The following is a 23,575-nucleotide window of genomic DNA, read 5'->3' on the forward strand; positions in this document are numbered from 1 at the left end:
GAGGCCGCCGGCCCGAGCAGCGTCAAGCAACTCTTAGCCGCGAGCTTAGGGCTCGCCGCGGAAACGGCGAAGAAATTTTCTTGGGAAAAGCTTAGATCCGCTGAATTCCGCGCGATGGCGGTAGATTTAGGGCAGGAAGCAGCCGCTGCCGCCATGGAAAGAGAACCGAAACACCTTGCACCTGAAGAGTCTGACTGTCCGGGGATTCAAGTCGTTCGCATCGGCGACGACCTTCGAATTCGAACCAGGCGTCACCGCCGTGGTCGGTCCCAACGGCTCGGGCAAGTCCAATGTGGTGGACGCCCTGGCGTGGGTCATGGGCGAGCAGGGCGCCAAGACACTCCGCGGCGGAAAGATGGAAGACGTCATCTTCGCGGGAACCTCCGGCCGGCCGCCGCTGGGCCGCGCCCACGTCTCGCTGACCATCGACAACAGCGACGGCGCCCTCCCCATCGAGTACAGCGAAGTCACCATCTCCCGCACCCTGTTCCGCACCGGCGGCTCGGAATACGCCATCAACGGTGCCGGCTGCCGGCTGCTGGACATCCAGGAGCTGCTTTCCGACTCGGGCCTGGGCCGGGAGATGCACGTGATCGTCGGCCAGGGGCAGCTCGACAAGATCCTGCACGCGACCCCCGAGGACCGGCGCGGCTTCATCGAAGAAGCCGCCGGCATCCTCAAGCACCGCCGCCGCAAGGAAAAGACCGTCCGCAAACTCGAGGCGATGCAGGCAAACCTCGCCCGGCTCAGCGACCTTACCGCGGAAATCCGGCGCCAGCTGGCGCCGCTGGGCAAACAGGCCGAAGCCGCCCGCCGGGCCCAGGGCGTCCAGTCCGAGGTGCGCGACGCACGCTCCCGGCTCCTGGCCGACGACCTCGTCCGGCTGCAGTCCGTGCTGGCCCGGGACGTCGCGGACGAGACCGCGCTCCAGGCGCGCCGCGCCGCCGTCGAGCAGGACCTTGAGCGCGGCCGCCGGCGGCAGGCCGGCCTGGAGCAGCTCGCGGCCGGGGCCACGCCGAGGCTGAAGGCCGCGCAGGACAACTGGTACCGGCTCTCCGCCGTGCGGGAGCGGCTGCGGTCCCTCGGGTCCCTCGCCGGGGAACGCCGCCGGCTCCTCGGCGCGGCGGATGCGGTTCCGGACCCGGGCCGGGATCCTGCCCGGCTTGAGGCGCAGGCTGCCCGCGTCCGGGAGGAACAGGCGTCACTGGAACGCCAGGTCCTGGACCGGAGCCATGCCCTGGACGCCGCGACGGCAGCCAAACAGGACGCCGAAGAGGCTGCCGCCGCCGAGGACAGGCGGCTCACCGCGCTGCTCCGCGCCGCCGCGGACCGGCGGGAAGGCCTCGCCAGGCTGGCCGGCCAGGCCGGCGCTGCCCGGTCCCGGGTGGAGTCGGCCCAGGCCGAACTCGGGCGGCTCCGCGACTCGCAGAAGGCAGGGGAGGAACGCCGTCGGCTCGCCCACAGCGAGTTCACGGCGCTGGAATCCCAGGTGGCCGGCGCCGAGGACGGCGAGGAAACCCTCGACGCCGAGTATGAGGACGCCAGCGCCGCCCTGGACGCCATCCTGGCCGAAATCGACGCGCTGAAAGCGGCCGGGCGCGAGGGCGAGCGGGAACGCGGCGCCCTTCTGGCCCGCCGCGACGCCCTCCAGCTCGGGCTGAACCGGAAGGACGGCTCCGGCCATGTGCTCGGTTCCGGGCTGTCCGGGGTGCTCGGGCCGCTGGCATCGATGATCACCGTGGAGACCGGCTTCGAGACCGCCATCGCCGCGGCCCTCGGCGCCTGCTCCGACGCCGTCGTGGTGCGGGACGGGGCCGCCGCGGCCGCTGCCGTGCGGCTGTTGAGGGACGACGACGCCGGCCGCGCCTCGCTGCTCCTGGCCGACGCCTGCCTCCCGGCGCAGGGAAAACCTGCTCCTCAGGGCGGGCTGCCGGGCGGGGCGCGCTGGGCCGCGGGACTGGTCACCCCCACCGGCCCCGCCGCGCCGGTGTCCGGCCTGCCGGCCGGGTTGCCGGCACGGCTCCTGGCGGGCACCGCCGTCGTCGACGATCCGGACGCAGCGGAGCGCCTGGTTGCCGCGCGGCCCGAACTCACGGCCGTCACCCGGGCCGGGGACGTGTTCACCGCGCTGACGGTCAGCGGCGGCTCCGCCGGGGCGCCGTCGCTGCTCGAAGTCCAGGCCGCCGTCGACGACGCCTCGGCGCGGCTGGCCACCGTCACGGCCGCGCTGGAGCGCAACCGCTTCGCCCTGTCCGCGGCGCAGGCCCGCCGCGCCGAGGCCCAGGACCGTGCGGACGCCGCCCTGGACAAGCTCCACGATTCGGACGCCCGGCTGGCGGCCGTGGGCGAACGGCTCGGGCACCTCAATTCGGTGCTGCGCAGCGCCGTCGGCGAAAGCGACCGCCTCGCCGCGTCCCTCGCCAAGGCCGAAGCCAACATCCTCAGCGAGCAGGGATCCCTCGAAGCCGTCGCGGCGCGCCTCGCCGCCGCCCAGGAAGCGCCCACCGGGCAGGAGCCTTCCCCGGAGCACCGCGACGCCCTCGCACTGGCGGCCACGGTGGCCCGCTCCGCCGAGATGGAGGCCCGCCTCGCGCTGCGCAGCGCCGAGGAGCAGCTCACCGCCACCCGCAACCGGGCGTCCTCGCTCGAACGGGCCGCCGCCACCGAACGCCGCGCCCGCGGGGAAGCCGCCGAGCGGGCACGCCGACGCGGGCTCCAGGCCAGGCGGGCCGCCGCCGTCTCGGCTGCCGTGGAGCAGGTCATCGGGTTCATCGACGTCTCCGTGGAGCTCGCCCGCCGGGAGCGGGACAGCCTGGAGGAGCGCCGGGAACAGCTTGACCGCGAACTGGCCGTGGTCCGCACCGGCAACGACGCCGGTGCCCGCGAACTGGCGGAACTGACGGACTCGGTGCACCGCGACGAGCTGGCCCGCACGCAGCAGCGGCTCAAGATCGAAGCCCTGGAGCAGCGCAGCGTCGAGGAGCTGGGGCTGGCCGCCGAGCAGCTCGTGGCCGACTACGGCCCGGACCGGCCCGTGCCGCAGCCGGCCGGTGAACCGGGGGACAAATGGGCTGCCCTGCGCTCCGCCGTCGACGAGGACGGCCGGGAGATTGTCGAGGGCAAGCCCTTCGTCCGCGCCGAGCAGGAAAGACGGCTCAGGAAGGCCGAACGTGACCTGGCCGCCCTGGGCCGGGTCAATCCGCTGGCCCTGGAGGAATTTGCCGCCCTCGAGGAACGCCACCAGTTCCTCAGCACCCAGCTGGAGGATCTCAAGGCCAGCCGCAAGGACCTGCTGGACATCATCAAGGAAGTCGACGAGCGCGTGCAGCAGGTCTTCGCGGAGGCCTTCGCGGACACCGCCGCCCAGTTCGTCCGCGTCTTCGCCGCGCTGTTCCCGGGCGGCGAAGGCCGGCTGGTCCTGACGGACCCTTCCGATCTGCTCACCACCGGCATCGAGGTCGAAGCCCGCCCCGCCGGTAAAAAGATCAAGCGGCTTTCCCTGCTCTCCGGCGGGGAACGCTCGCTGACCGCGGTGGCGCTGCTCGTGGCGATCTTCAAGGCCAGGCCGTCGCCGTTCTACGTCATGGACGAGGTGGAGGCAGCCCTGGACGACACCAACCTGGGCCGCCTGCTCACCATCTTCGAGGAGCTGCGCGAATCCAGCCAGCTGATCATCATCACCCACCAGAAGCGCACCATGGAAATTGCCGACGCCCTCTACGGCGTCACCATGCGCGGCGACGGGGTCTCCGCCGTCATCAGCCAGCGGCTCGGCGCCGCGGTCTGACCGTTCCGCAACGTCATTCCCGATTGTGAGAAGCTAGGGGAGTGAACGACATCCTCCCCATTCTTGTGCCCATCCTCGCTGCCCTGGTGGTCCTCGGTGCGCTGATTCCGGTCCTCCTGAAGACCCGGAAGAACATCACCAGCTACCCCGGAAAGCGGGACGCGAACGATCCGGCGGAGTCGGGGCCGGCCGCGCCGGGTGCCGGCGGAACCCTCGTGGAGGACGCCCCGGCGCCGGCCCGCGGACGCACGGCGCCGGTCGGCGTCGAACCTGACGGCCTGGCAACAGTCGACGTCCCGGACACCGTCGCCGGCCTCGAGACCGTACCGGTGGAGACCCCCCTGCCGGTGGAAGGCCGCCTGACCCGGCTGCGCGAACGCCTGGTCAAGTCCAACAACATCCTCGGCAAGGGGCTCCTGGCCCTGCTCTCCGCCGACAAGATCGATGAAAATGTCTGGGACGAGGTCGAGGAGACCCTCCTGCTCGCGGACCTCGGCACCGAACCGACCCTGCAGCTGGTGGACGCGCTCCGGGAACGCGTCAAGGTCCTGGGCACCCGCTCCCCGGAGCACGTCAAGGCCATGCTGCGCGAGGAGCTCATCAGGCTCGTGGACCCCACCATGGACCGCAGCCTGAACGTCCAGCGCCACGATGACAAGCCCGCCGTCATGATGGTGGTCGGCGTCAACGGCGTCGGCAAGACCACCACGGTGGGCAAGCTCGCCCGCGTCCTGGTGGCCGAGGACAAGGACGTCCTGCTGGGCGCCGCGGACACCTTCCGCGCCGCCGCCTCCGAGCAGCTCGCCACGTGGGGGCAGCGCGTCGGCGTGCCCACCGTCAAGTCCGACGTCCACGGCGCGGATCCGGCGTCGGTCGCCTATGAGGCCGTGAAGGCAGGCATCGAGCAGGAAGTCGACGTTGTCATGATCGACACCGCCGGCCGGCTGCAGAACAAGGTCGGCCTGATGGACGAACTCAGCAAGGTCAAGCGCGTCATCGAGAAGCTCGCCGAGGTGGACGAGGTGCTGCTGGTCCTGGACGCCACCACCGGCCAGAACGGCCTGAACCAGGCGCGCGTCTTCTCCGAGGTGGTGAACATCACCGGCATCGTCCTGACCAAGCTGGACGGCACCGCCAAGGGCGGCATCGTCGTCGCGATCCAGAAGTCCCTCGGCGTCCCGGTCAAGCTGATCGGCCTGGGCGAGGGCGCCGATGACCTGGCGCCCTTCGACCCCGAAGCCTTCGTCGACGCCCTGCTGAACTGACGGCCCGGCCCAACTGGCTCGCAATAGTTGACGTTTTGAGCGCCCAGAACGACAACTATTGCGAGTCACCTGGGTTCGGTCAGTACGTGAAGTTCAGGACGGTCACCGTGCCGGCGGTCAGCTTGAATTTCTGTGATTCGGACCCGTAGGTGAAACCGGGCACCGTTGCGCGCTGGGCGAGGGGGACCGGTTCGGACTTCGCACCATCGATTACTGTCTTGTCCTCGGCCGCATAGCTGGGACCGGTGAGTTGGCTCATGGTCCCGGTCAGGGCCTGGCCCGGCAGGTTGAGCGTCACCTCGGTCTGGGCGGCCTTCTCGGGATTGTTTTCATTGACGAGAACCACCGTTGTGCTGCCGTCTTCATTCTGAAGGGCATAGCTGAACGTCAGGCCGCCTCCGGAACTGTTGAGTTTCAGGAACTTTCCGGCATTGAGCTCGGCGACCATGGACATGCCGAAGAAGTTGGCCCGGCCTGACATCTGGCCGTTGCCCTCGGGGTACTTCCCGCCGCTGCAGATGGCTGACATGGGCGGGCCGCCCTTGCAGGTGAGCAACGAGCTGTGGAAGCCGATCCTCGTGATGCCCAGCTGCGCGGCGTTGAGGGCGTAGTCCGCGGTCCACAGGGCAGAGGCATGGGTGCGGGACGTCTCGTTCGAACCGAAGCACGCGGCGATTCCCGTTTCCGGGACCCAGGTTTCCAGGCCTGCCGCCCGGCCGGCCTTCACGGCAGCCTGCTGGTATTCCGCGGCACGGTCATGCATCAGCCGGCTCATCACGTTGGCAATGGTCGGGGATCCTTTGGGATCGCTTCCGTCGCAGCTGTACTGCGGATAGAGGTGGAAGGAAAGGATCTTCTTCTGCGGGATGTCCGCGTCAATGAACGGCTGCCACCACTTCTGGTCGTAGGCACCAGGCCCCGAAATCGGCACGTTTGGAGCTACGGCATAGATCGCCGCCGCATAGGCCTTCAGCTCTGAGACGTACTTTTCCAGGCTGTAGCCGTCGGTCCGTGCGTCGTTGAAGACGAAGCCGTTCGGCTCGTTGCCGACAGTGATGCTGAGCAGCCGGTCGCCGAAAATCTGCGAGGCGTTCTTGGCCATGTCGGCCGCACGGGCAGGGTTGAAATGGCCGAGATCCACCGTGAGGCTGACCTTGGCATCCGCTGCCTCCAGCAGAGTGTTCAGCCTGGTCAGGTCTGCCGGACCAACGGCCTTGGCGGGGTGTGCCGCATCTCCGCGGTAAGTCGACGGGAGCGCTTCGCCCGACGACGTCCAGAAGAACCGCCGGTCCACGGCATTCCCGCCGAACCGGAGGACGGGCTGGTCGGCTTCCTTGAGCAGTTTCACCATCGTGGCATTGCTGCTGCTCAGATCGGGGTCCGCCAGGTCGGTGGCCTCCAGCGAGATTCCCGTCAGGCCCTTGTTCAGCGAGGTGCCCATCTGGTCCTTGGACACGTCGACCTTGAGCGGCTCGACCTGTTCCAACGGCGACCCCGCCGGCGGGCCGGCCTGTTCGTAGTAGGTGACGGCCGGAGCCGGGGGCAGCACCTTGGACGCCGTAGCCGCAGCGCTGCTTGCTGTCTGGGCGGGCTCAGGAGTCGACGATGGTGTGCCGATAACCAGCGGAACAGCCAGCGCTGCGCCGGCCACGATCGCCAGGATTCCCGTAGCCGCGACAATCCTCTTCATCTTCTTTTTGGCTGGCACGGGACCGGCAGGCTCGAGGCGTTCTGCTTGCCCTGGCGGCGGATCGAATGTGGGCATGAAGCAGGACCTCCGAAGTTTTGTGGCAATTTTCTTCAAGCTTAGCCAAGCGAAAGGCGTTCGTCGGACGCGGGCCTCCCGCCGGTGCTAAGCGTCCGCCGGGGCCGGCCGCCGGCTGGGCTCCCGCGCCAGCAGCCAGCCCGCGGCCGCCGCGACGAGGACGCCGCCGGTGACGCCGAAGGCCCAGCCGTAACCCAGCCGGTCCGCCAGCAGCCCCGCCAGCACCGGGCCGGTGATCGCGCCGGTGTCCGCGGTCATCTGGAACACGGCGAGCACCCGCCCGCCGGACCGTTCGTTGCCGATCACATCGGCGATGGCCGCCTGCTGGGCAGGCCCGAGCAGTCCCGAACCGATCCCGGCGACCGCTGAGGCCAGCAGGAACCAGCCGAACTGGTCTGTGAATCCGACGGCCGCGGTGGCCGTCCCGGTGACCGTCAGCCCGGAAAGCATCAGCGGCTTCCGGCCCAGGCTGTCCGCCAGCTTTCCGGAGAAGGTCAGCGCGGCAGCGTTGCCGGCTGCGAACACGGCCAGCGCCCAGCCGGCGGATTCGGGCCCGCCGCCGAGGGCCACGACGGCGAACAGCGGCACCGTGGCCATCCGGACCCCGATCGTGGCCCAGCCGTTGGCAAAGCTGGAGAACAGCGCCGCCCGGTAGGCGCTGTCCCGCAGCGCTTCGCGGAGTTCCATGGCCGGGGCCGCACGGCCCGGCAGGCGCGAGGCAGCCGGGACATGGCTGAGCTGGGTCTGCACCACGAGCGCGGCCAGGACCAGCGCGGCCGCGTAGGCAAGGAACGGCACCCGCAGGCCGAAGCCGGCGAGCAGCCCGCCCACGATCGGACCACACACGTTGCCGATCAGGAAGGCCGACGCGTAGGCCCCGGAAACCCGGCCGCGGCTTTCGGGCGGTGCCAGCCGGACCACCAGCGCCATCGACGCCACGGTAAACATCACCGAGCCCGCGCCGCCCAGTCCCCGGAACACCAGCAGCTGCCAGTAGTCCTGGGCGAAGGCGCAGGCCGCCGTGGAGGCCGCGACGATCAGCAACCCGGCCACATAGACCGGCCGTTCCCCCAGCCTCACGATCAGGGCCCCGCCGGCCGGCGCGAAAAGAAGCCTCATGAAGGCAAAGATGCTCACGATCACGGCCGCCTCCGTCGCACCGACGTCGAAGGTGGTGGCGAACTGGGGGAGCACCGGTGCGACCAGGCCGAAGCCGATCGCAATGAGGAACGCGGCGACCAGCATCACCTTGATGTCCCGGGGCAGCCGGGGTTTGCCCGGTTTCCCGGCGCCCGCCCCGGGGCGGGCGCCGCCGGCGGGGCGGGTGGTCTTGCTCATGGTGCTGTCGTCCTTGCGGGGGAATTCGTTCGGTAGAGGAAGAGGCGGGCGTGATTAAACGCCTGAAACATAACCGTAACAAGCCTGAGACGCACCATTTACTTCCGGGAGGTTCTAGTAACAAGCCGGCAATCTAAATCCTCTGCAGGTGAAACACGGCCCCACGAGACTCTTACTAGAACGCAAAAAGGCGTTGGGACAGGCGGGCAACTCCGCACAAAAAGCAAGAGAGGACGTAGACCATGGAACTCACCGCAGGTCTCGTTTGGCTCCTGGTCGCATCAGCACTCGTGCTGTTCATGACTCCGGGCCTGGCATTCTTCTACGGCGGCATGACTCGCGCCAAATCGGCTTTGAACATGATGATGATGAGCTTCGTCGCCATTGGAACCGTGGGCATCATGTGGGTGCTGTGGGGCGCTTCGATGGCTACGAGCAACGAGGACAACTTCTTCCAGATCTTCGCGAACCCGTTCAGCCACTTCGGGCTGCACAACTTCACCGACCCGGCGGATCTGCTCAAGGTAGGCTACGCAGCCACCTTCGCCATCATCACGGTGGCACTGATCTCCGGAGCGGTCGCCGATCGCGCAAAGTTCTCGGCATGGGTTATCTTCACCCCCATTTGGGCCACCCTCGTTTACGCGCCGATGGCCTTCATGGTCTGGGGCGGTGGACTCTTCTCCAAGGACGGCTGGTTTGGTCAGACGTTCGCTCCGGTGATCGACTTCGCCGGTGGCACCGTGGTCCACATCAACGCCGGCGTGGCCGGCCTCATCCTGGTCCTGATCATCGGTAACCGCAAGGGCTTCGGCAAGGACCCGAACCACCGCCCGCACAACATCCCGTTCGTCATGCTGGGCGCCGCAATCCTCTGGTTCGGCTGGTTCGGCTTCAACGCCGGTGCCGCTGCCACGGTTGAGCAGGCCGGCCTGATCTGGATCAACACGCTCGCCGCCCCGGCTGCCGCAATGCTCGGCTGGCTCGCCGTCGAACGCTTCCGCGACGGCCACCCGACGTCACTGGGTGCCGCATCGGGTGTTGTCGCCGGCCTGGTCGCGATCACCCCGGCGTGTGCCAACGTCTCCCCGATCGGTGCCATTGCCCTGGGCGTTGTCGCCGGCGTGGCGTCCGCCCTGGCTGTCGGCCTGAAGTTCAGGTTCGGCTATGACGACTCGCTCGACGTTGTGGGTGTCCACCTTGTCTCCGGTGTCGTCGGCACCGTCGCAATCGGCTTCCTCGCCACGCCGACCCAGGGCACGGCAGGTCTCTTCTACGGCGGCGGCACGACCCAGCTGGTGGCACAGGCCCTCGCTGCAGTCTTCTCCATCGTCTTCACCGCGGTGATGACTTTCATCATCGCGTTCCCGATCCACAAGACCATGGGCTTCCGGGTCTCCCAGGAGCAGGAAGCGGTGGGCGTGGACCTGAGCCTGCACGCAGAGACCGCCTACGAGTTCGGCGTCGGCGGCCACGGCGGCAGCTTCCAGCCGCTGCATGATCTGATCACCGGAAAGCCGCAGGCCGGGGACGCAACAGCCACCGGTACGGCGGACGCCCCGTCCGACGGCAATAAGGCCGCAGCAGGCAAGGAAAGCGTGGGCGCATGAAACTGATCACAGCGATCGTCCGTCCGGAGAAGCTCGATTCCATCAGGGAAGGGCTGGAGGCCTACGGCGTGCAGGGCCTCACGGTCAGCGCGGCGAGCGGCTACGGCCGGCAGCGCGGCTACACCGAGGTGTACCGGGGCGCCGAGTACAACGTGGACCTGCTGCCCAAGATCCGGGTGGAGGTCCTGGCCACCGACGAACAGGCGAACGACATCCTGGATGTCATCATCGCCAGCTCGAACACCGGCCGGGCCGGCGACGGCAAGGTCTGGACGGTGGATGTGTTCGAGGCGGTACGGGTCCGCACCGGTGAACGCGGACCGGCCGCCATCTGAGCGGATGCCGGGACAGCGGGCCGGATACCTGGAAAGGTATCCGGCCCGCTTTTTCGCTGCCCGCCCGGCGGCGGCTACGCGGGCCAGTCCCCGGGGCCCGGGCTCCCGGCGGGGTACTCCTGGAGCGGGACGCTGCCGCGCGCCCAGGCCTTCAGTACCGGATCCACGATGCGCCAGCACTCCTCCGCCGTGTCAGCCCGCACGGACAGCAGCGGATCCCCGGTGAGGACTCCCTGCAGGACTTCGCCGTAGGGCAGCAGCTCCGAGTCGCTCAGCTCGGCCTGCAGCGTGATCCGGTCCAGGCTCAGGACGTCACCCGGGCCGTTCACGTCGACGTCGAACGCCAGCGTGTCCGGGCCGAAACCGATCCGGAGCTGGTTGGGCGCGTCCACCCCGGTGAACCCCTTCGGCAGGTGCGGTGCCGGCCGGAACGTCACCACCGCCTCCTTGCGCCGGTTCCCCAGGGCCTTGCCGGAACGCAGGATGAACCGGACGCCCTTCCATCGCCAGTTGTCGATCTCCACCTGGACCTCGGCCAGCGTCTCGGTGCCGCGGGACGCGTCCACGCCGGCCTCCTTGGCATAATCGGGAACCTTCCGGCCGCCGATGGTCCCTGCCGCATAGCGGGCGCGGCGCGTGCTCCTGGCGTAGGGGGCCTTGATGCTGCTGGCGCGCAGCACGGTGGCCACCGCATCGCGGAGATCCCGCTCGTGCACGGAGGCCGGCGGCTCGATCGCCAGCAGCGCCATGATCTCGAGCAGGTGGCTCTGGATCATGTCGCGCAGGGCGCCGGCGCCGTCGTAATACCGGGCACGTCCCTCCAGCGCCAGGTCCTCATCGAAGATGATCTCCACCGTCTCAATGTGCTCCCGGTTCCAGACCGGCTCCAGGAAGTTGTTCGCGAAGCGCAGGCCCAGGATGTTCAGCACCGTGGCCTTGCCCAGGAAGTGGTCCACCCGGTGGATGTGGTCCTCCGGGACCAGCGCGGCCAGCGTCTGGTTGAGCCGGCGGGCGGACTGCTCGTCCGAGCCGAACGGCTTCTCCATCACCAGCCGGGTCCCGGCAGGCACCTGCTCCGGGGCCAGCGCCTCGCACGCCAGCTGGCTGATCCGCGGCGGCAGGGCGAAGTAGACGGCCACCGGGCCCTCCAGCCGCGCCAGGAGCCCGGCCAGCTGGCCCCCGGCGGTGACGTCCAGCCGGTGGTAGGTGCTTTCCTGGCGGATCCGCTTCAGCTCCCGCTTGCCGTAGGCGTCGGCCTGGGAGTTCTCGTCCGCGAAGGACTCCTCGATCCGGTCCAGCCATTGTTCCGGCGTCCAGGGGTCCGATCCCGCGCCGGCGAGGGCAAGGCCGTCTGCGTGCCCCCGGGCCACCAGCCTGGCCAGTCCGGGCAGCAGGAGCCTGCCGGTGAGGTCGCCCGAGGCGCCCAGGATGAGCAGGGTTTTCACTGTTGTTTGGCTGGTCACCCAGCCAGCATGCCATCTTGCAGGCCTGACTTGGTACCCTAGATAGTCGAGTCCCGTTGTCGAGGCAGTTCGTTCCGGCGAACATCAGTCGCGACGCTGGCGTGCCGGACCGGCCGCCATCTGTAGATCCACTGAAAGAAGTGCACGGCGCGTGTTCAATTCACTCTCTGACCGGTTGACAGCAACCTTCAAGAACCTCCGTGGCAAGGGCCGCCTGACCGAGGCGGACGTTGACGCCACGGTCCGCGAGATCCGGCGCGCCCTCCTGGACGCCGACGTTGCCGTTTCCGTCGTGCGGGAGTTCACCGGCCGCGTGCGCGAACGTGCCCTCGGCGCCGAGGTTTCCGGGGCGCTGAACCCGAGCCAGCAGATCGTGAAGATCGTCAACGAGGAACTCGTCGAGATCCTCGGCGGCGAAACCCGTCGGATCCGCCTGGCCAAGACCGGGCCCACCGTCATCATGCTCGCCGGCCTCCAGGGCGCCGGCAAGACCACCCTCGCCGGCAAGCTGGCCAAGTGGCTCAAGGGCCAGGGCCACAGCCCCATCCTGGTGGCCTGCGACCTGCAGCGCCCCAACGCCGTCACCCAGCTGCAGGTGGTCGGCCAGCGCGCCGGCGTGCCCGTGTTCGCGCCGCACCCGGGCGCCACCTCCGAACTGGAGCACCCGAGCGGGGACCCGGTCGCCGTCGCCCGTGCCGGCGTCGAGGAAGCCAAGCGGACGCTGCACGACGTCGTGATCGTGGACACCGCCGGACGGCTCGGCGTCGACGCCGAAATGATGGAACAGGCCCGCCAGATCCGCCGGGCCATCGTTCCCAACGAAGTCCTGTTCGTGGTCGACGCCATGATCGGCCAGGACGCCGTGAACACGGCGATGGCGTTCGACGACGGCGTCAACTTCACCGGCGTCGTGCTGTCAAAGCTCGACGGCGACGCCCGCGGCGGCGCCGCGCTGTCGGTCGCGTCGGTGACCGGCAAGCCCGTCATGTTCGCGTCCACCGGCGAAGGCGTGGACGACTTCGAGCTGTTCCACCCGGACCGGATGGCCTCGCGCATCCTCGACATGGGTGACGTGCTCACCCTGATCGAGCAGGCCGAGAAGTCCTGGGACAAGGACGAAGCGGCCCGGATGGCGAAGAAGTTCGCCGACCAGGAAGACTTCACCCTGGACGACTTCCTGTCGCAGATGCAGCAGATCCGCAACATGGGCTCGATGAAAAAAATGCTCATGATGATGCCGGGCGCCCAGAACATCCGGCAGCAGCTGGAGCAGTTCGACGAACGCGAGATCGACCGCGTCGAGGCGATCGTCCGGTCCATGACGCCGCACGAGCGCGTCGCCCCCAAGATCATCAACGGCTCCCGGCGCGCCCGGATCGCCCGCGGTTCCGGCGTGCACGTCTCCGACGTCAACGGCCTGCTGGAGCGCTTTGCCCAGGCCCAGAAGATGATGAAGAAGATGGCCGCCGGCGGCGGGATGCCGGGCATGCCCGGAATGCCCGGCATGGGCGGGGGAGGGGCCCGGAAGGGTGCCAAGAACGCGCCGAAGAAGAAGGCCCGGTCCGGCAACCCGGCCAAGGCAGCGCAGGAACTCCGCGACGCCGAGGCCCGGCGGGCCGCGGCACCCAAGGCCCTGCCCACGGGGGCCGCGTTCGGCCAGCAGGGCGGCGACTTCGATCCGTCCCAGCTGAACCTGCCCAAGGGCTTCGACAAGTTCCTCGGCGGCAGCAAGTAATTTCCGGGCAGGGCGGCAGGAGCCGTATGTCGGCGGCCCTGTTCGCGGACCCGTGCCATAAGGTTAGAGCATGTTCAAGCAGCGCGTAGTCTTCGTCCACGGGGAAGGCCGCTTCGGTGCCGCCGCGTGGCCAAAGCAGCACGGGATGGCACTCAACTACGACGCGCTGTTCCTGCGCCGGCACGGCTTTGACGCCGTCGCCGAACCGCTCGAATCCGACTTCGCAGCCGACGCCGCGATCGTGCTCGGCGCGCTGGCCGACGACGGCCGCGGCGCCGCCGGCGGACACGTCGTCGCCCATTCGCACGGGGCGATCGCCGCGATGATGGCCGCCGTCGAACGGCCCGACCTCGTGCAGTCCCTCACCCTGGTGGAGCCGGCCTGCCTCTCGCTCACCGCCGAACTGCCGGCCACGGCGGCGCACCGGGCCATCCTGCAGCCGCTCTTCGACATCCGCCACGAGCTTGGGGACGAGGATTTCCAGCGCGAGTATGTCCGGCGGGCCTTCCCCGCGGGCGCGCCCGGGACCGCGACACCGGAAGCCCGCCGGGAGGCCCGGCGCCTCCGCCTGCAGGCCCCGGGCTGGGAGGCGCCCCTGCAGATCGTGCCGGGAGTCCCCACCCTGGTCCTGACCGGCGGCTGGGAACCCCTGTACGAGGAAATCGCCGGCTACCTGCGCGAGACCGGGGCCCTGCACCGCATCGCGGCGGGAGGGCACCGGCCCCAGGATTCGGCCGAAGGCGACCACTTTGTCCGCTCCTTCATTGCCGGGGTCAGCCGGCTCCAGCACGCCCAGGCGTCCTGAACCCGCCGCTCCTGAACCCGCCGCCCCAACTGGGTCGCAGTTGATGCCGTTATGGGCGCCCATAACGGCATCTGCTGCGATCCAGTTGGGCGGGTCCGCTAGCGCTGCGCCGGAAGCTGCAGCTCCGGCAGATAGACCTTGCCGCCCGCGGCCAGGAACTCCTGGCTCTTTTCCAGCATCCCTGCCGCCATCTCGGCGAGCGCTTCCTGGGCCTCTGCCGAGCCGTATTCGTCACGGATGTCCTGGCTGATCCGCATCGAACAGAACTTCGGGCCGCACATCGAGCAGAAGTGCGCCGTCTTGGCCGGCTCCGCCGGGAGCGTCTCATCATGGAAGGCCTCGGCCGTCACCGGGTCAAGGGACAGCGCGAACTGGTCGCGCCAGCGGAACTCGAAGCGGGCCTTGGACAGGGCATCGTCACGCTCATGGGCGCCCGGATGTCCCTTCGCCAGGTCGGCGGCGTGGGCGGCGATCTTGTAGGTGATCACGCCCGTCTTGACGTCGTCCTTGTTCGGCAGCCCGAGGTGCTCCTTGGGCGTGACGTAGCAGAGCATCGCCGTGCCGTAGCGGGCGATCTCGGTGGCGCCGATCGCCGAGGTGATGTGGTCATAGCCGGGGGCGATATCGGTCACGAGGGGCCCGAGGGTGTAGAACGGGGCGCCCTTGCAGAGCTCCTGCTGGCGCTCCACGTTTTCACGGACGAGGTGGAACGGGACATGGCCGGGCCCTTCCACCATGACCTGGACGTCGAACTCCCAGGCCCGCTGCGTGAGCTCGGCAAGGGTGTCCAGCTCGGCGAACTGCGCGGCGTCGTTGGCATCGGCCGTCGCACCGGGCCGCAGCCCGTCCCCGAGGGAGAACGCGACGTCGTACTTGGCGAAGATTTCGCACAGCTCGTCGAAGTGGGTGTAGAGGAAGTTTTCCTGGTGGTGTGCCAGGCACCAGCCGGCCATGATGGCACCGCCGCGGGAGACGATTCCGGTGACCCGCTTGGCCGTCAGCGGCACGTAGCGGAGGAGCACGCCGGCGTGGACGGTCATGTAGTCCACGCCCTGCTCGCACTGCTCGATCACGGTGTCCCGGTAGATTTCCCAGGTGAGGGCGTTCGCGTCGCCGTTGACTTTTTCCAGCGCCTGGTAGATCGGCACGGTGCCGATCGGGACGGGCGCATTGCGGATGAGCCACTCGCGGGTGGTGTGGATGTCATCACCCGTGGACAGGTCCATGACGGTGTCCGCGCCCCACTGTGTGGCCCACTGCAGCTTGTCGACTTCTTCCGCGATGGAGCTGGTGACCGCCGAGTTGCCGATGTTGGCGTTGATCTTCACGAGGAAGGCCTTGCCGATGATCATCGGCTCGGATTCGGGATGGTTGATGTTGTTGGGGATGATGGCCCGGCCGGCCGCGACTTCGCTGCGGACCAGCTCCACGTCGCAGTTCTCGCGTAAGGCCACGAACCGCATCTCCGGGGTGATGACGCCGTCCCGGGCGTAGCGCATCTGGGTCACCGTCCTGCCGTCGACGGCGCGGCGGGGCACCGGCCGCGCCCCGCGCCACTCGGCGGATGCCGCGCCGCGGCGCACGGCCGACCTGCCGTCGTCGAGCAGGTTCCGTTCCCGGCCGCTGTACGGTTCGGTATCTCCCCGGGCCTCAATCCAGGCCTCCCGGAACGGCTCAAGCCCCAGTACGGGATCGCTGCCGGGGCCTGCCGTCCGGTAGATCTGGAACGGCTCGTTCTGCTGTCCGTTCGGGGACGGCTCCAAGGCAATCTCGGTCACCGGAACGCGGATCCCCGTTGCATCGTCAGAGATGTACGCCAGCGAGTGTGACTTCAAAGACTGGGTTTCTTCCCTGCCGGACGCACTGCGGGCTTCTTCTTGGGCCGGCCCGTTCTGGACAGGCATCAGCTGTGTTTCTTGCGTATTCACGGAATACTCACTTCCTTCGCCGGCATTACCCGGACAGGTTCAACGGTCGCAGGCCGCGTCAGCCCGATCTCAGCCCCTGCAGGGGCACCCGTGTGGTCGTAGACGAAGCTACCACAGGCAGCGGAGCCACTCCGGGTATGACGGCGCGCCGGCCGCCGGGCCGATTAGGCTTTAAGGCATGAGCAGGATCATTGAATTCAGCGGCCCGGTCCTCACCAGCGCCGAGCGGGAGCACCGCGGCCTGTGGTCCGTCGACGGCGTGCTGACCTTCCACCGTCCCGCCGCGGCGCCGGACCTCGTACTGGACGGCTGGGTGATTCCCGGGCTGGTCGACGCGCACTGCCACATCGGGCTCGGCCCCGGCGGGGACGTCCCGGAGCACGTCGTGGAGGAGCAGGCCGCCACGGACCGCGACGCCGGCACACTGCTCGTGCGCGACGCCGGGGCCGTGCATGACACCCGCTGGCTGCAGCAGCGCACGGACCTGCCGCGCATCATCCGCTCCGGCCGCCACATCGCCAGGACCGGGCGCTACCTCCGCGGCTTCGCCGTCGAGGTGGAGCCGGAGAACCTCGTCGAGGCCGTGCGCAAGCAGGCGCTCGCCGGCGACGGCTGGGTCAAGCTCGTGGGCGACTGGATCGACCGCGGCGCCGGGGACCTGGCACCGTCCTTCCCCGCCGCCGTGCTCAAGGACGCCGTCCGGGCCGCCCACGATGAAGGCGCCCGCGTGACGGCGCACTGCTTCGCCGAAGACACCCTCGATGACATGCTCGACGCCGGGATCGACTGCATCGAGCACGGCACCGGCCTGCTGCCGCGGCACCTGCCGCGTTTCGTGGAGCAGGGTGTGCCGATCGTCCCCACGCTGATCAACATCGCCACCTTCCCGGACATCGCCGCGCAGGCCGCCGCGAAGTTCCCCCGCTACGCCGCGCACATGCGTGCCCTCTGGGAGCGCCGGAGCGAACGGATCCTGGAGGCCTTCGAGGCCGGCGTGTCCATCTACGCCGGGACGGACGCCGGCAGCGTGATCAGGCACGGACGGATTGCCGATGAAATCCAGGCCCTGCACGCCGCGGGCCTCCCGGCACGGGCTGCCCTCGACGCCGGCGCCTGGGCAGCACGCGCCTGGCTCGGGGCCGACGCCATCGCCGAAGGCGCCAGCGCCGACGTCCTGGTCTGCGCCGAGGACCCCCGGGCCCGGCTCGAAACCCTCGGCGAACTCAGGCACATCGTGTTGAGGGGAGAACTCCTCCACCAGGAATAAATTGAAGCTTCAAGTAATTTAACAGTATGACAAGGTCATCGACAGTCGGTGGCCACTGAACCCCGGAGCGTTCAAAATGACTGCTGAAGCCACCACCCAGGACCTGCTTCCCGCCGCACTCACCATGGGCACCGTGATGCTCAAGGCCGGCGACATGAAGCTCATGACGGACTACTACCAGCGCGCCCTCGGCCTGGACATCGTCGCCGAGCAGGACGGCGGCCTGTACCTCGGCCGCAAGCAGAAGCCGCTGGTCCACCTTGCCCCCGCACCCGGGCTGCCCGTCCCGGCCCGCGGCGAGGCAGGCCTCTTCCACACGGCCTTTCTCTTCGATGACCAGCCCGCCCTGGCCGCCACCGTGGCCACCGCGGCGCAGTACGCGCCGCAGTCCTTCACCGGCAGCGCCGACCACCTCGTCAGCGAAGCCTTCTACTTCAACGACCCCGAGGGCAACGGCATCGAACTGTACTGGGACCGGCCCCGCGAGGCCTGGTCCTGGGAGGGCAGGAACGTCGTGATGGACAGCCTGGCCCTGCCGCCCCAGCGCTTCCTGCAGCAGTTCCTCACCGAAGAGTCCGTCTCCGGACAGCGCGGGACCGCCGCCGGCATCGGGCACGTCCACCTGCAGGTGGGCGACGTCGCCTCGGCGCATGACTTCTACGTCGGCACCCTGGGCTTCGAGAAGACCGCCGGCTGGCACGGCCAGGCGCTGTTCGTCTCCGCCGGCGGCTACCACCACCACATGGCCATGAACGTCTGGAACAGCCGCGGCGCCGGCCCCCGGCGCGACACCCTGGGCCTGGGCGAAGTGCTGATCGAGGTACCGTCCGGGGACGACGTCGGAGCGCTCGCCGACCGCCTCAAGGTCGCCGGCGTCCAGTCGCACCACACCGGGGCCGAGCTGCGCTTCGAGGACCCGTGGCGCAACCGCATCCGCGTCGCCGTCCGCTGACGCTGACTGCGCCGTCGTCCGCTCACGCGGGCCGGCTGGGTTAGGCTGGCAACCGGACCGCCGGCCGCACCTCTGACTCCGGTCGCGAGGGCGGCGGCGCCCGCCGGCCGGGCCCCTCCGCCGGCAACGCGGCGTCAGAACCGACAGAACCGACAGAATAAGGATCCCTCCCATGGGCTACACCGAAGTCTTTGTGTCCACCCACAATGAAGCCCTCAAGCGGGCCGCGGCCCTCGACGGCGGTGCGGCGCTTGCGCCGGGAGCCGTCCGGATCCCGGATATCAGCGACTACGAGATTGAACGCCTCGGCGACCTTGCCGGGGCCGCCGTGCACGCCTCCGGGGCCGACTATGAGCTGGCCCTGGTGGATGTGACCAGCGACTCGCTGCTCGGGGTTCCGCACGCCATGGTCCGGGCCCTTGCCGAGCTGCTCAGCTACGAAACCGAAGGCGAGGGCAACGTCTTGGACGACGTGGCGGCGGCCTGGGCCGCCGAGGAGGACATGCCCTTCGGTGCCGACCAGGCCATAAACTATGTCCGCGAGCTCGCCGGACTCGCCGCCGGCATCGACCCGGCCACGAAGTCCGAACTCTACGTCTGGACAGCTGCCTGACAGGCTGAATCGGGCGCTGCCCACGTGTCAAGTCGAAATCCCGCCGTCGATCTGGCACAATGAACACGTACTTGATCTGCGTGGCCCCTCTCTCCGCGTCCGGATCTTGTCCTTTTAGAACCCCCTAGTACGGCCCGCCCCACGGGTGCAGAACGCCGGGCTCGACCCCGTTTCAGAAACAGGAGTGACCACAAAAGTGGCCGTAAAGATTCGCCTTAAGCGCTTCGGCAAGATGCGCGCACCGTACTACCGCATCGTCGTCATGGACGCACGTTCCAAGCGTGACGGCCGTGCCATCGAAGAGATCGGCAAGTACCACCCGACCGAAGAGCCCTCGTACATCGAGGTCGACACGGACCGTGCCCAGTACTGGCTCGGCGTCGGCGCACAGCCGTCCGAGCAGGTTGCCGCGATCCTCAAGATCACCGGTGACTGGCAGAAGTTCAAGGGTCTCCCCGGCCAGGAGGGCACCTTGAAGACCAAGGCCCCCAAGGCTGCCTTCGTTACCCCGGAAAAGGGTTCCGTGATCATCCCGGAAGCCATCACCAAGAAGGCCAAGAAGGACGACGCTTCCGCTGAAGCCGCAGCAGAGACCACCGAGGCCGAGTAAATTGCTGGCAGAAGCGCTCGAACACCTCGTCCGCGGGATCGTGGACGCCCCTGAGGATGTCAAGGTCAGTGCGAAGAACAACCGCCGCGGGGATACCCTCGAGGTGCGCGTTCACCAGGACGACCTCGGACGGGTGATCGGCCGCCAGGGCCGCACCGCACGCGCACTGCGCACTGTGGTGGCTGCACTGGCGGACGGCGAGCCGGTCAGGGTCGACGTCGTCGACACCGACCGCCGCCGGTAGCGCGTCCAGCAATACTTGCTTTGAGTCCGGCCCCTCCACCAGATAATGGTGGAGGGGCCGGACTGTTTTCCCCGCAGAACCCCAGAACCACCAACCCCGAACAGAGGAACAGATGCAGCTTCAGGTGGCACGAATCGGCAAGCCCCACGGCATCCGCGGCGAAGTGACCGTCCAGGTGCTCACCGACGCCCCCGGCGACCGCTTCGTCCCGGGCACCCGGTTCGTGGTGGAGCCCGCCTCGGCCGGGCCGCTCACCATCCTCGGCGCCCGCTGGAACAAGGACATCCTGCTCCTGGCCTTCGAGGAGATCGAGACCCGCAACGAGGCGGAAACCCTCCGCGGCGCCAAGCTGTTCATCGAGACCGAAGAACTCGACGAGGACGACGACGATGAGGGCTGGTACGAGCACGAGCTCGTCGGCCTGGACGTCAGGGTCGGCGGCAAGGTGGTCGGCAAGGTCTCCGGGCTGAACACCCTGAAGGTCCAGGACCTGCTGGTGGTGACCTCGACGGACGGCAAGGAAATCCTGATCCCGTTCGTGGAGCAGATCGTCCCCGAGGTCAACGTGGCCGAGAAGTTCATCCTCGTGACCCCGCCGCCCGGTCTCTTCGAGGTCAACGCCGAAGAAGCCGCCGAAGAGGCTGCTGCCACGCCTGACGCCGAAGCCGGGGACAACGCCTAGATGAGGATCGACGTCGTCAGCATCTTCCCGGAGTACCTGGCGCCCCTGGAACTGTCCCTGATCGGGAAGGCCCGCCAGGACGGGCTGCTGGACCTGAGGGTCCATGACCTCCGCGACTTCACCACGGACCGGCACCGCACCGTGGATGACACCCCCTACGGCGGCGGCGCCGGCATGGTCATGAAGCCCGAGCCCTGGGCGCAGGCGCTGGCCGCCGTAGCTGACGTGTCCGCCGAACGGCCGGCTGCCGCCGGGTCGGCGGAGGCCCCCAGGCCGGTCCTGATCGTCCCGTCGCCGGCGGGGGAGCGGTTCACCCAGGCCGCCGCCCAGGAACTGGCGGCGGAGGACCGGCTGGTCTTCGCCTGCGGCCGGTACGAGGGCATCGACGAACGCGTGATGGAATGGGCGCAGGAGCACTTCACCGTGCGCCCCATGAGCCTGGGGGACTATGTCCTGAACGGCGGCGAAGTGGCCGTGCTGGCCATGGTGGAGGCGGTCGGGCGGCTGCTCCCGGGCGTCGTCGGGAATCCCGAATCCCTGGTGGAGGAGTCCCATTCGGACGGGCTGCTGGAGTACCCCGTGTACACGAAGCCCTCCAGCTGGCGGGACCGCGACGTCCCGGCCGTGCTGCTCAGCGGCAACCACGGCAAAATCGCCCAGTGGCGCCGGCACGAGCAGTACCGCCGCACCGCCGAACGCCGGCCCGACCTGTTGGCGGAGTTCGACGCCGGCAAGCTGCCCCGCGCGGACCGGACGGCGTTCGCGGACCTGGGGTACGACGTTGTCGACGGCCGCCTGAGGCGCCGGCCGGACACCGCCGGGGAGCCGAACTAGCCGCCTGCTGACAGCCGGGGCCTGGGGATTGGCTCGAACGCCCCGCGTGTGGCAAAATTAGTCCTTGTGCCTGCTGGGTACGAACCTGCCACAGGGGGATCGTTACCAACAGCCGGGCACCCCGGCCCCGTCAATTCCTGACGGAGCCGGACCACAAAATTTTCGGCGGGATTTTCCGGGCGGCATTTTGCACCCGGGCTTGGCCGCCGTGACCCAACGTGAATGACCCGTGGCGTTCACCAGGAGTGGATCAATGCATATCCTCGATTCCGTAGATGCAGCCTCGCTGCGCACCGACATTCCCGCGTTCCGCGGTGGCGACACCCTCAAGGTTCACGTGAACATCATTGAAGGCAAGAACTCCCGTGTCCAGGTATTCCAGGGCTTCGTCCTGGGCCGCCAGGGTGACGGTCTCCGCGAAACCTTCACCGTCCGCAAGGTTTCCTTCGGCGTCGGCGTGGAGCGTACCTTCCCGGTGCACTCCCCGATCATCGAGAAGATCGAGCTCGTCTCCAAGGGCGACGTGCGCCGCGCCAAGCTGTACTACATGCGCGAACTCCGCGGCAAGGCAGCGAAGATCAAGGAAAAGCGCGACTTCCAGACCGGCAAGTAAGTCCTCGAGACTTCCTCAGCGGATCCACGGACCGTACCTGGTGCGTCAGCTAGTGCGGCGCCGGAGCTATCCGCCACGGCATTACAGGATACGGATCATGGAGCAGACAAGACGCCAGCCCGGGAAACGGGGCTGGCGTCTTGCGTTGCTGGCCCTTGTCCTGGCCGTGGCCATCAGCGGCGTGGTCCGTTCGCTGTGGCTGGACGTCTACTTCATCCCCTCCGCGTCCATGGAGCCGCTGTTCCTCTCGGGGGACCGGATCCTGGTCTCGCGCACCGACTTCCAGACCGGTTTCCACACTGGACAGCTGCGCCGCGGCGACGTCGTGGTGTTCGACGGCCGCGGCTCCTTCGCCCCGCTGAACAGCGGCAAAGGCCCCGTGGTGGACTTCCTCGCCGGGGCAGGGCACTGGTTGGGCCTGGCGGGCAGCGACAGTGTCTACGTCAAGCGTGTCATCGGGCTTCCCGGGGACCGTGTGGCGTGCTGCGACGGCAACGGCGGACTCACAGTGAACGGCCAGCCTGTTGCGGAACCCTATCTCTATGGGGGTGATACCGCCAGCGGGTTGGCGTTCAGCGTGGCCGTTCCGGCGGGCCGGCTCTGGCTGATGGGGGACCACCGCTCCATGTCGGCCGATTCCAGAAGCCTGCTGGGAGCCCCCGGAGGGGGTATGGTGCCCGTAGACCGGGTGATCGGCCGGCCGGTACAGATCATCTGGCCGCTTGATAGATTTGCAGCAGTACCACGGCCCGCCCAGGCCGCGACGACGACGACGAACGGACAGTAGATGCCCGAGACCGGACCCCGGACTCCTGATCCACGGGGGCAAGATCAGCCCCGGGTGACTTCCGCCGCGATCCCCACCGCCGAGCAGCAGCCGAACGGGAAACACGCCCCGGACCACCCGGCTGACCACACGGCTGACCACGCGGCGCCTGCCGCGTCTGCTCCGGCTCCGGACGCTGCAGCTCCGGACGCGGGCGTCCCGCCCGCCGGTCCGGCCCAGGCCGTCGCGTCCTCGAGGCGGGCGCGCAAAGCCCAGGACCGGGCCGGGCGCAGCCCGGTCTTCGTGTGGCTGAAGGAAGTGGCCACCGTGGTGGTGGTCGCGATCGTGCTGTCCTTCCTGATCAAGACCTTCCTGTTCCGGGCCTTCTACATCCCCTCGGAATCGATGGTCGACACCCTGGATGTGAACGACCGCATCTTCGTGAACCTCCTTGTCCCCGAGCCGTTTGCCCTCGAGCATGGCGACGTCGTGGTGTTCAAGGACACGAAGGGCTGGCTGGTCCCCGCCGTCGAAAAGCCGGCGGGGCGCTTCACCTGGGTGCAGGACGGACTGACGTTTGTCGGCCTGCTGCCGGACAACTCGGAGCAGCACCTCGTCAAGCGTGTCATCGGGCTGCCCGGGGACCATGTCGTCTGCTGCGACGCCGGCGGCCGGCTCACCGTCAACGGCACGCCGCTGAGCGAGAAGTACATCAACCTGGCGGAGGTGCCGCAGGCCCGCGACTTCGACGTCGTGGTGCCGGCCGGCAAGGTCTGGGTCATGGGGGACAACCGCAACCATTCGGCCGATTCCCGTTCCCACCTGGACACTAACGGCGGCTTCGTGGACGTCGCCGATATCGAGGGCAAGGCCGCCGTCATCGCCTGGCCGCTGAACCGCATCGGCGCCCTGGACAACTACCCGGACGTGTTCCGCAACGTGCCGGCGCCGGCCGGCAAGTAG

General features: G+C 68.6%; 20 protein-coding genes and 1 riboswitch. Of the genes, 16 read left to right on the plus strand and 4 right to left on the minus strand.

Annotation, left to right across the window (positions count from 1 at the left end):
- Nucleotides 1-175 precede the first annotated feature (175 nt).
- Nucleotides 176-3,787, plus strand: coding sequence for a chromosome segregation protein SMC (gene smc / locus ACQCSZ_RS05850; RefSeq protein ID WP_427007123.1), 3,612 nt, complete (start codon nucleotides 176-178; stop codon nucleotides 3,785-3,787).
- A 41-nt stretch (nucleotides 3,788-3,828) separates the two neighbouring features.
- Complete coding sequence (ftsY, locus tag ACQCSZ_RS05855; protein WP_427007124.1) at nucleotides 3,829-5,052, plus strand: signal recognition particle-docking protein FtsY; 1,224 nt, start codon at nucleotides 3,829-3,831, stop codon at nucleotides 5,050-5,052.
- Between the two features lie 79 nt (nucleotides 5,053-5,131).
- On the opposite strand, the gene ACQCSZ_RS05860 is transcribed toward ftsY, so the two are convergent.
- Both ACQCSZ_RS05860 and ACQCSZ_RS05865 read right to left on the minus strand, forming a co-directional pair.
- A complete protein-coding gene (locus ACQCSZ_RS05860; RefSeq protein ID WP_427007125.1) occupies nucleotides 5,132-6,760 on the minus strand; it encodes a hypothetical protein in 1,629 nt (542 codons plus the stop codon).
- Between the two features lie 144 nt (nucleotides 6,761-6,904).
- Nucleotides 6,905-8,155, minus strand: coding sequence for an MFS transporter (locus tag ACQCSZ_RS05865; protein ID WP_427007126.1), 1,251 nt, complete (start codon nucleotides 8,153-8,155; stop codon nucleotides 6,905-6,907).
- 242 nt (nucleotides 8,156-8,397) lie between these two features.
- Between ACQCSZ_RS05865 and ACQCSZ_RS05870 the strand changes: the two genes are divergently transcribed.
- Entirely contained in the window at nucleotides 8,398-9,765 is a 1,368-nt protein-coding gene (locus tag ACQCSZ_RS05870; RefSeq protein ID WP_427007127.1) for an ammonium transporter, read from the plus strand.
- Nucleotides 9,762-10,100, plus strand: a complete 339-nt coding sequence (locus ACQCSZ_RS05875) for a P-II family nitrogen regulator (protein ID WP_427007128.1) — start codon at nucleotides 9,762-9,764, stop codon at nucleotides 10,098-10,100. The genes ACQCSZ_RS05870 and ACQCSZ_RS05875 overlap by 4 nt, the downstream gene beginning before the upstream one ends.
- A 74-nt stretch (nucleotides 10,101-10,174) precedes the next feature.
- Here ACQCSZ_RS05875 and ACQCSZ_RS05880 read toward each other — a convergent pair whose 3' ends face one another.
- Nucleotides 10,175-11,563 carry a glucose-6-phosphate dehydrogenase gene (locus ACQCSZ_RS05880; protein WP_427007129.1) on the minus strand — a complete coding sequence of 463 codons (1,389 nt, stop codon included), beginning with the start codon at nucleotides 11,561-11,563 and terminating at the stop codon, nucleotides 10,175-10,177.
- 151 nt (nucleotides 11,564-11,714) lie between these two features.
- Between ACQCSZ_RS05880 and ffh the strand changes: the two genes are divergently transcribed.
- Together ffh and ACQCSZ_RS05890 are read left to right on the plus strand one after the other, a co-directional pair.
- Nucleotides 11,715-13,298: a signal recognition particle protein gene (gene ffh, locus ACQCSZ_RS05885; protein ID WP_427007130.1), complete on the plus strand. Its 1,584-nt coding sequence runs from the start codon at nucleotides 11,715-11,717 to the stop codon at nucleotides 13,296-13,298.
- Nucleotides 13,299-13,368: 70 nt separating this feature from the next.
- Nucleotides 13,369-14,103, plus strand: a complete 735-nt coding sequence (locus ACQCSZ_RS05890; protein ID WP_427007131.1) for an alpha/beta fold hydrolase — start codon at nucleotides 13,369-13,371, stop codon at nucleotides 14,101-14,103.
- A 98-nt stretch (nucleotides 14,104-14,201) separates the two neighbouring features.
- Here the strand turns inward: ACQCSZ_RS05890 and thiC are convergent, their stop codons facing one another.
- Nucleotides 14,202-16,007 (minus strand): phosphomethylpyrimidine synthase ThiC, encoded by a 1,806-nt coding sequence (gene thiC / locus ACQCSZ_RS05895; protein ID WP_427007132.1) that lies wholly within the window; start codon nucleotides 16,005-16,007, stop codon nucleotides 14,202-14,204.
- Nucleotides 16,008-16,025: 18 nt separating this feature from the next.
- Nucleotides 16,026-16,133, minus strand: a riboswitch (TPP riboswitch).
- 76 nt (nucleotides 16,134-16,209) lie between these two features.
- Between thiC and ACQCSZ_RS05900 the strand changes: the two genes are divergently transcribed.
- From ACQCSZ_RS05900 to lepB (ACQCSZ_RS05945), 10 genes are all read left to right on the plus strand, one after another.
- Entirely contained in the window at nucleotides 16,210-17,298 is a 1,089-nt protein-coding gene (locus ACQCSZ_RS05900) for an amidohydrolase family protein (RefSeq protein WP_427007133.1), read from the plus strand.
- A 76-nt stretch (nucleotides 17,299-17,374) separates the two neighbouring features.
- Nucleotides 17,375-18,250, plus strand: coding sequence for a VOC family protein (locus ACQCSZ_RS05905; RefSeq protein ID WP_427007134.1), 876 nt, complete (start codon nucleotides 17,375-17,377; stop codon nucleotides 18,248-18,250).
- A 172-nt stretch (nucleotides 18,251-18,422) separates the two neighbouring features.
- Complete coding sequence (locus ACQCSZ_RS05910; RefSeq protein WP_427007135.1) at nucleotides 18,423-18,863, plus strand: hypothetical protein; 441 nt, start codon at nucleotides 18,423-18,425, stop codon at nucleotides 18,861-18,863.
- A gap of 196 nt (nucleotides 18,864-19,059) precedes the next feature.
- Nucleotides 19,060-19,473: a 30S ribosomal protein S16 gene (gene rpsP, locus ACQCSZ_RS05915; protein WP_211881260.1), complete on the plus strand. Its 414-nt coding sequence runs from the start codon at nucleotides 19,060-19,062 to the stop codon at nucleotides 19,471-19,473.
- Nucleotide 19,474: 1 nt separating this feature from the next.
- On the plus strand, nucleotides 19,475-19,717 hold the full coding sequence (locus ACQCSZ_RS05920; protein ID WP_427007136.1) for an RNA-binding protein: 243 nt from the start codon (nucleotides 19,475-19,477) through the stop codon (nucleotides 19,715-19,717).
- Nucleotides 19,718-19,829: 112 nt separating this feature from the next.
- The gene (gene rimM, locus ACQCSZ_RS05925; RefSeq protein WP_427007137.1) at nucleotides 19,830-20,399 is read left to right on the plus strand and encodes a ribosome maturation factor RimM; all 570 of its coding nucleotides are present in this window, start codon (nucleotides 19,830-19,832) and stop codon (nucleotides 20,397-20,399) included.
- Nucleotides 20,400-21,233, plus strand: a complete 834-nt coding sequence (gene trmD / locus ACQCSZ_RS05930) for a tRNA (guanosine(37)-N1)-methyltransferase TrmD (RefSeq protein WP_427007138.1) — start codon at nucleotides 20,400-20,402, stop codon at nucleotides 21,231-21,233. It abuts the gene before it with no gap.
- Nucleotides 21,234-21,486: 253 nt separating this feature from the next.
- A complete protein-coding gene (gene rplS / locus ACQCSZ_RS05935; protein ID WP_427007139.1) occupies nucleotides 21,487-21,846 on the plus strand; it encodes a 50S ribosomal protein L19 in 360 nt (119 codons plus the stop codon).
- A gap of 97 nt (nucleotides 21,847-21,943) precedes the next feature.
- Entirely contained in the window at nucleotides 21,944-22,633 is a 690-nt protein-coding gene (gene lepB, locus ACQCSZ_RS05940; protein WP_427007140.1) for a signal peptidase I, read from the plus strand.
- Nucleotides 22,634-23,575: a signal peptidase I gene (lepB, locus tag ACQCSZ_RS05945; protein ID WP_427007141.1), complete on the plus strand. Its 942-nt coding sequence runs from the start codon at nucleotides 22,634-22,636 to the stop codon at nucleotides 23,573-23,575.

Origin of the sequence: Pseudarthrobacter sp. H2 (genome assembly GCF_050157045.1) — a bacterium.
In the GTDB taxonomy this organism is placed as follows: Bacteria; Actinomycetota; Actinomycetes; order Actinomycetales; family Micrococcaceae; genus Arthrobacter.

What these genes read in the sequence shown, in the direction of transcription:
- ACQCSZ_RS05865 (WP_427007126.1), bottom strand. Translation starts at nt 8,155, where the DNA reads ATGAGCAAGACCACCCGCCCCGCCGGCGGCGCCCGCCCCGGGGCGGGC.
- ACQCSZ_RS05870 (WP_427007127.1), top strand. Translation starts at nt 8,398, where the DNA reads ATGGAACTCACCGCAGGTCTCGTTTGGCTCCTGGTCGCATCAGCACTC.
- ACQCSZ_RS05875 (WP_427007128.1), top strand. Translation starts at nt 9,762, where the DNA reads ATGAAACTGATCACAGCGATCGTCCGTCCGGAGAAGCTCGATTCCATC.
- ACQCSZ_RS05890 (WP_427007131.1), top strand. Translation starts at nt 13,369, where the DNA reads ATGTTCAAGCAGCGCGTAGTCTTCGTCCACGGGGAAGGCCGCTTCGGT.
- thiC (WP_427007132.1), bottom strand. Translation starts at nt 16,007, where the DNA reads ATGCCTGTCCAGAACGGGCCGGCCCAAGAAGAAGCCCGCAGTGCGTCC.
- ACQCSZ_RS05900 (WP_427007133.1), top strand. Translation starts at nt 16,210, where the DNA reads ATGAGCAGGATCATTGAATTCAGCGGCCCGGTCCTCACCAGCGCCGAG.
- ACQCSZ_RS05905 (WP_427007134.1), top strand. Translation starts at nt 17,375, where the DNA reads ATGACTGCTGAAGCCACCACCCAGGACCTGCTTCCCGCCGCACTCACC.
- ACQCSZ_RS05910 (WP_427007135.1), top strand. Translation starts at nt 18,423, where the DNA reads ATGGGCTACACCGAAGTCTTTGTGTCCACCCACAATGAAGCCCTCAAG.
- rimM (WP_427007137.1), top strand. Translation starts at nt 19,830, where the DNA reads ATGCAGCTTCAGGTGGCACGAATCGGCAAGCCCCACGGCATCCGCGGC.
- trmD (WP_427007138.1), top strand. Translation starts at nt 20,400, where the DNA reads ATGAGGATCGACGTCGTCAGCATCTTCCCGGAGTACCTGGCGCCCCTG.
- rplS (WP_427007139.1), top strand. Translation starts at nt 21,487, where the DNA reads ATGCATATCCTCGATTCCGTAGATGCAGCCTCGCTGCGCACCGACATT.
- lepB (WP_427007140.1), top strand. Translation starts at nt 21,944, where the DNA reads ATGGAGCAGACAAGACGCCAGCCCGGGAAACGGGGCTGGCGTCTTGCG.
- lepB (WP_427007141.1), top strand. Translation starts at nt 22,634, where the DNA reads ATGCCCGAGACCGGACCCCGGACTCCTGATCCACGGGGGCAAGATCAG.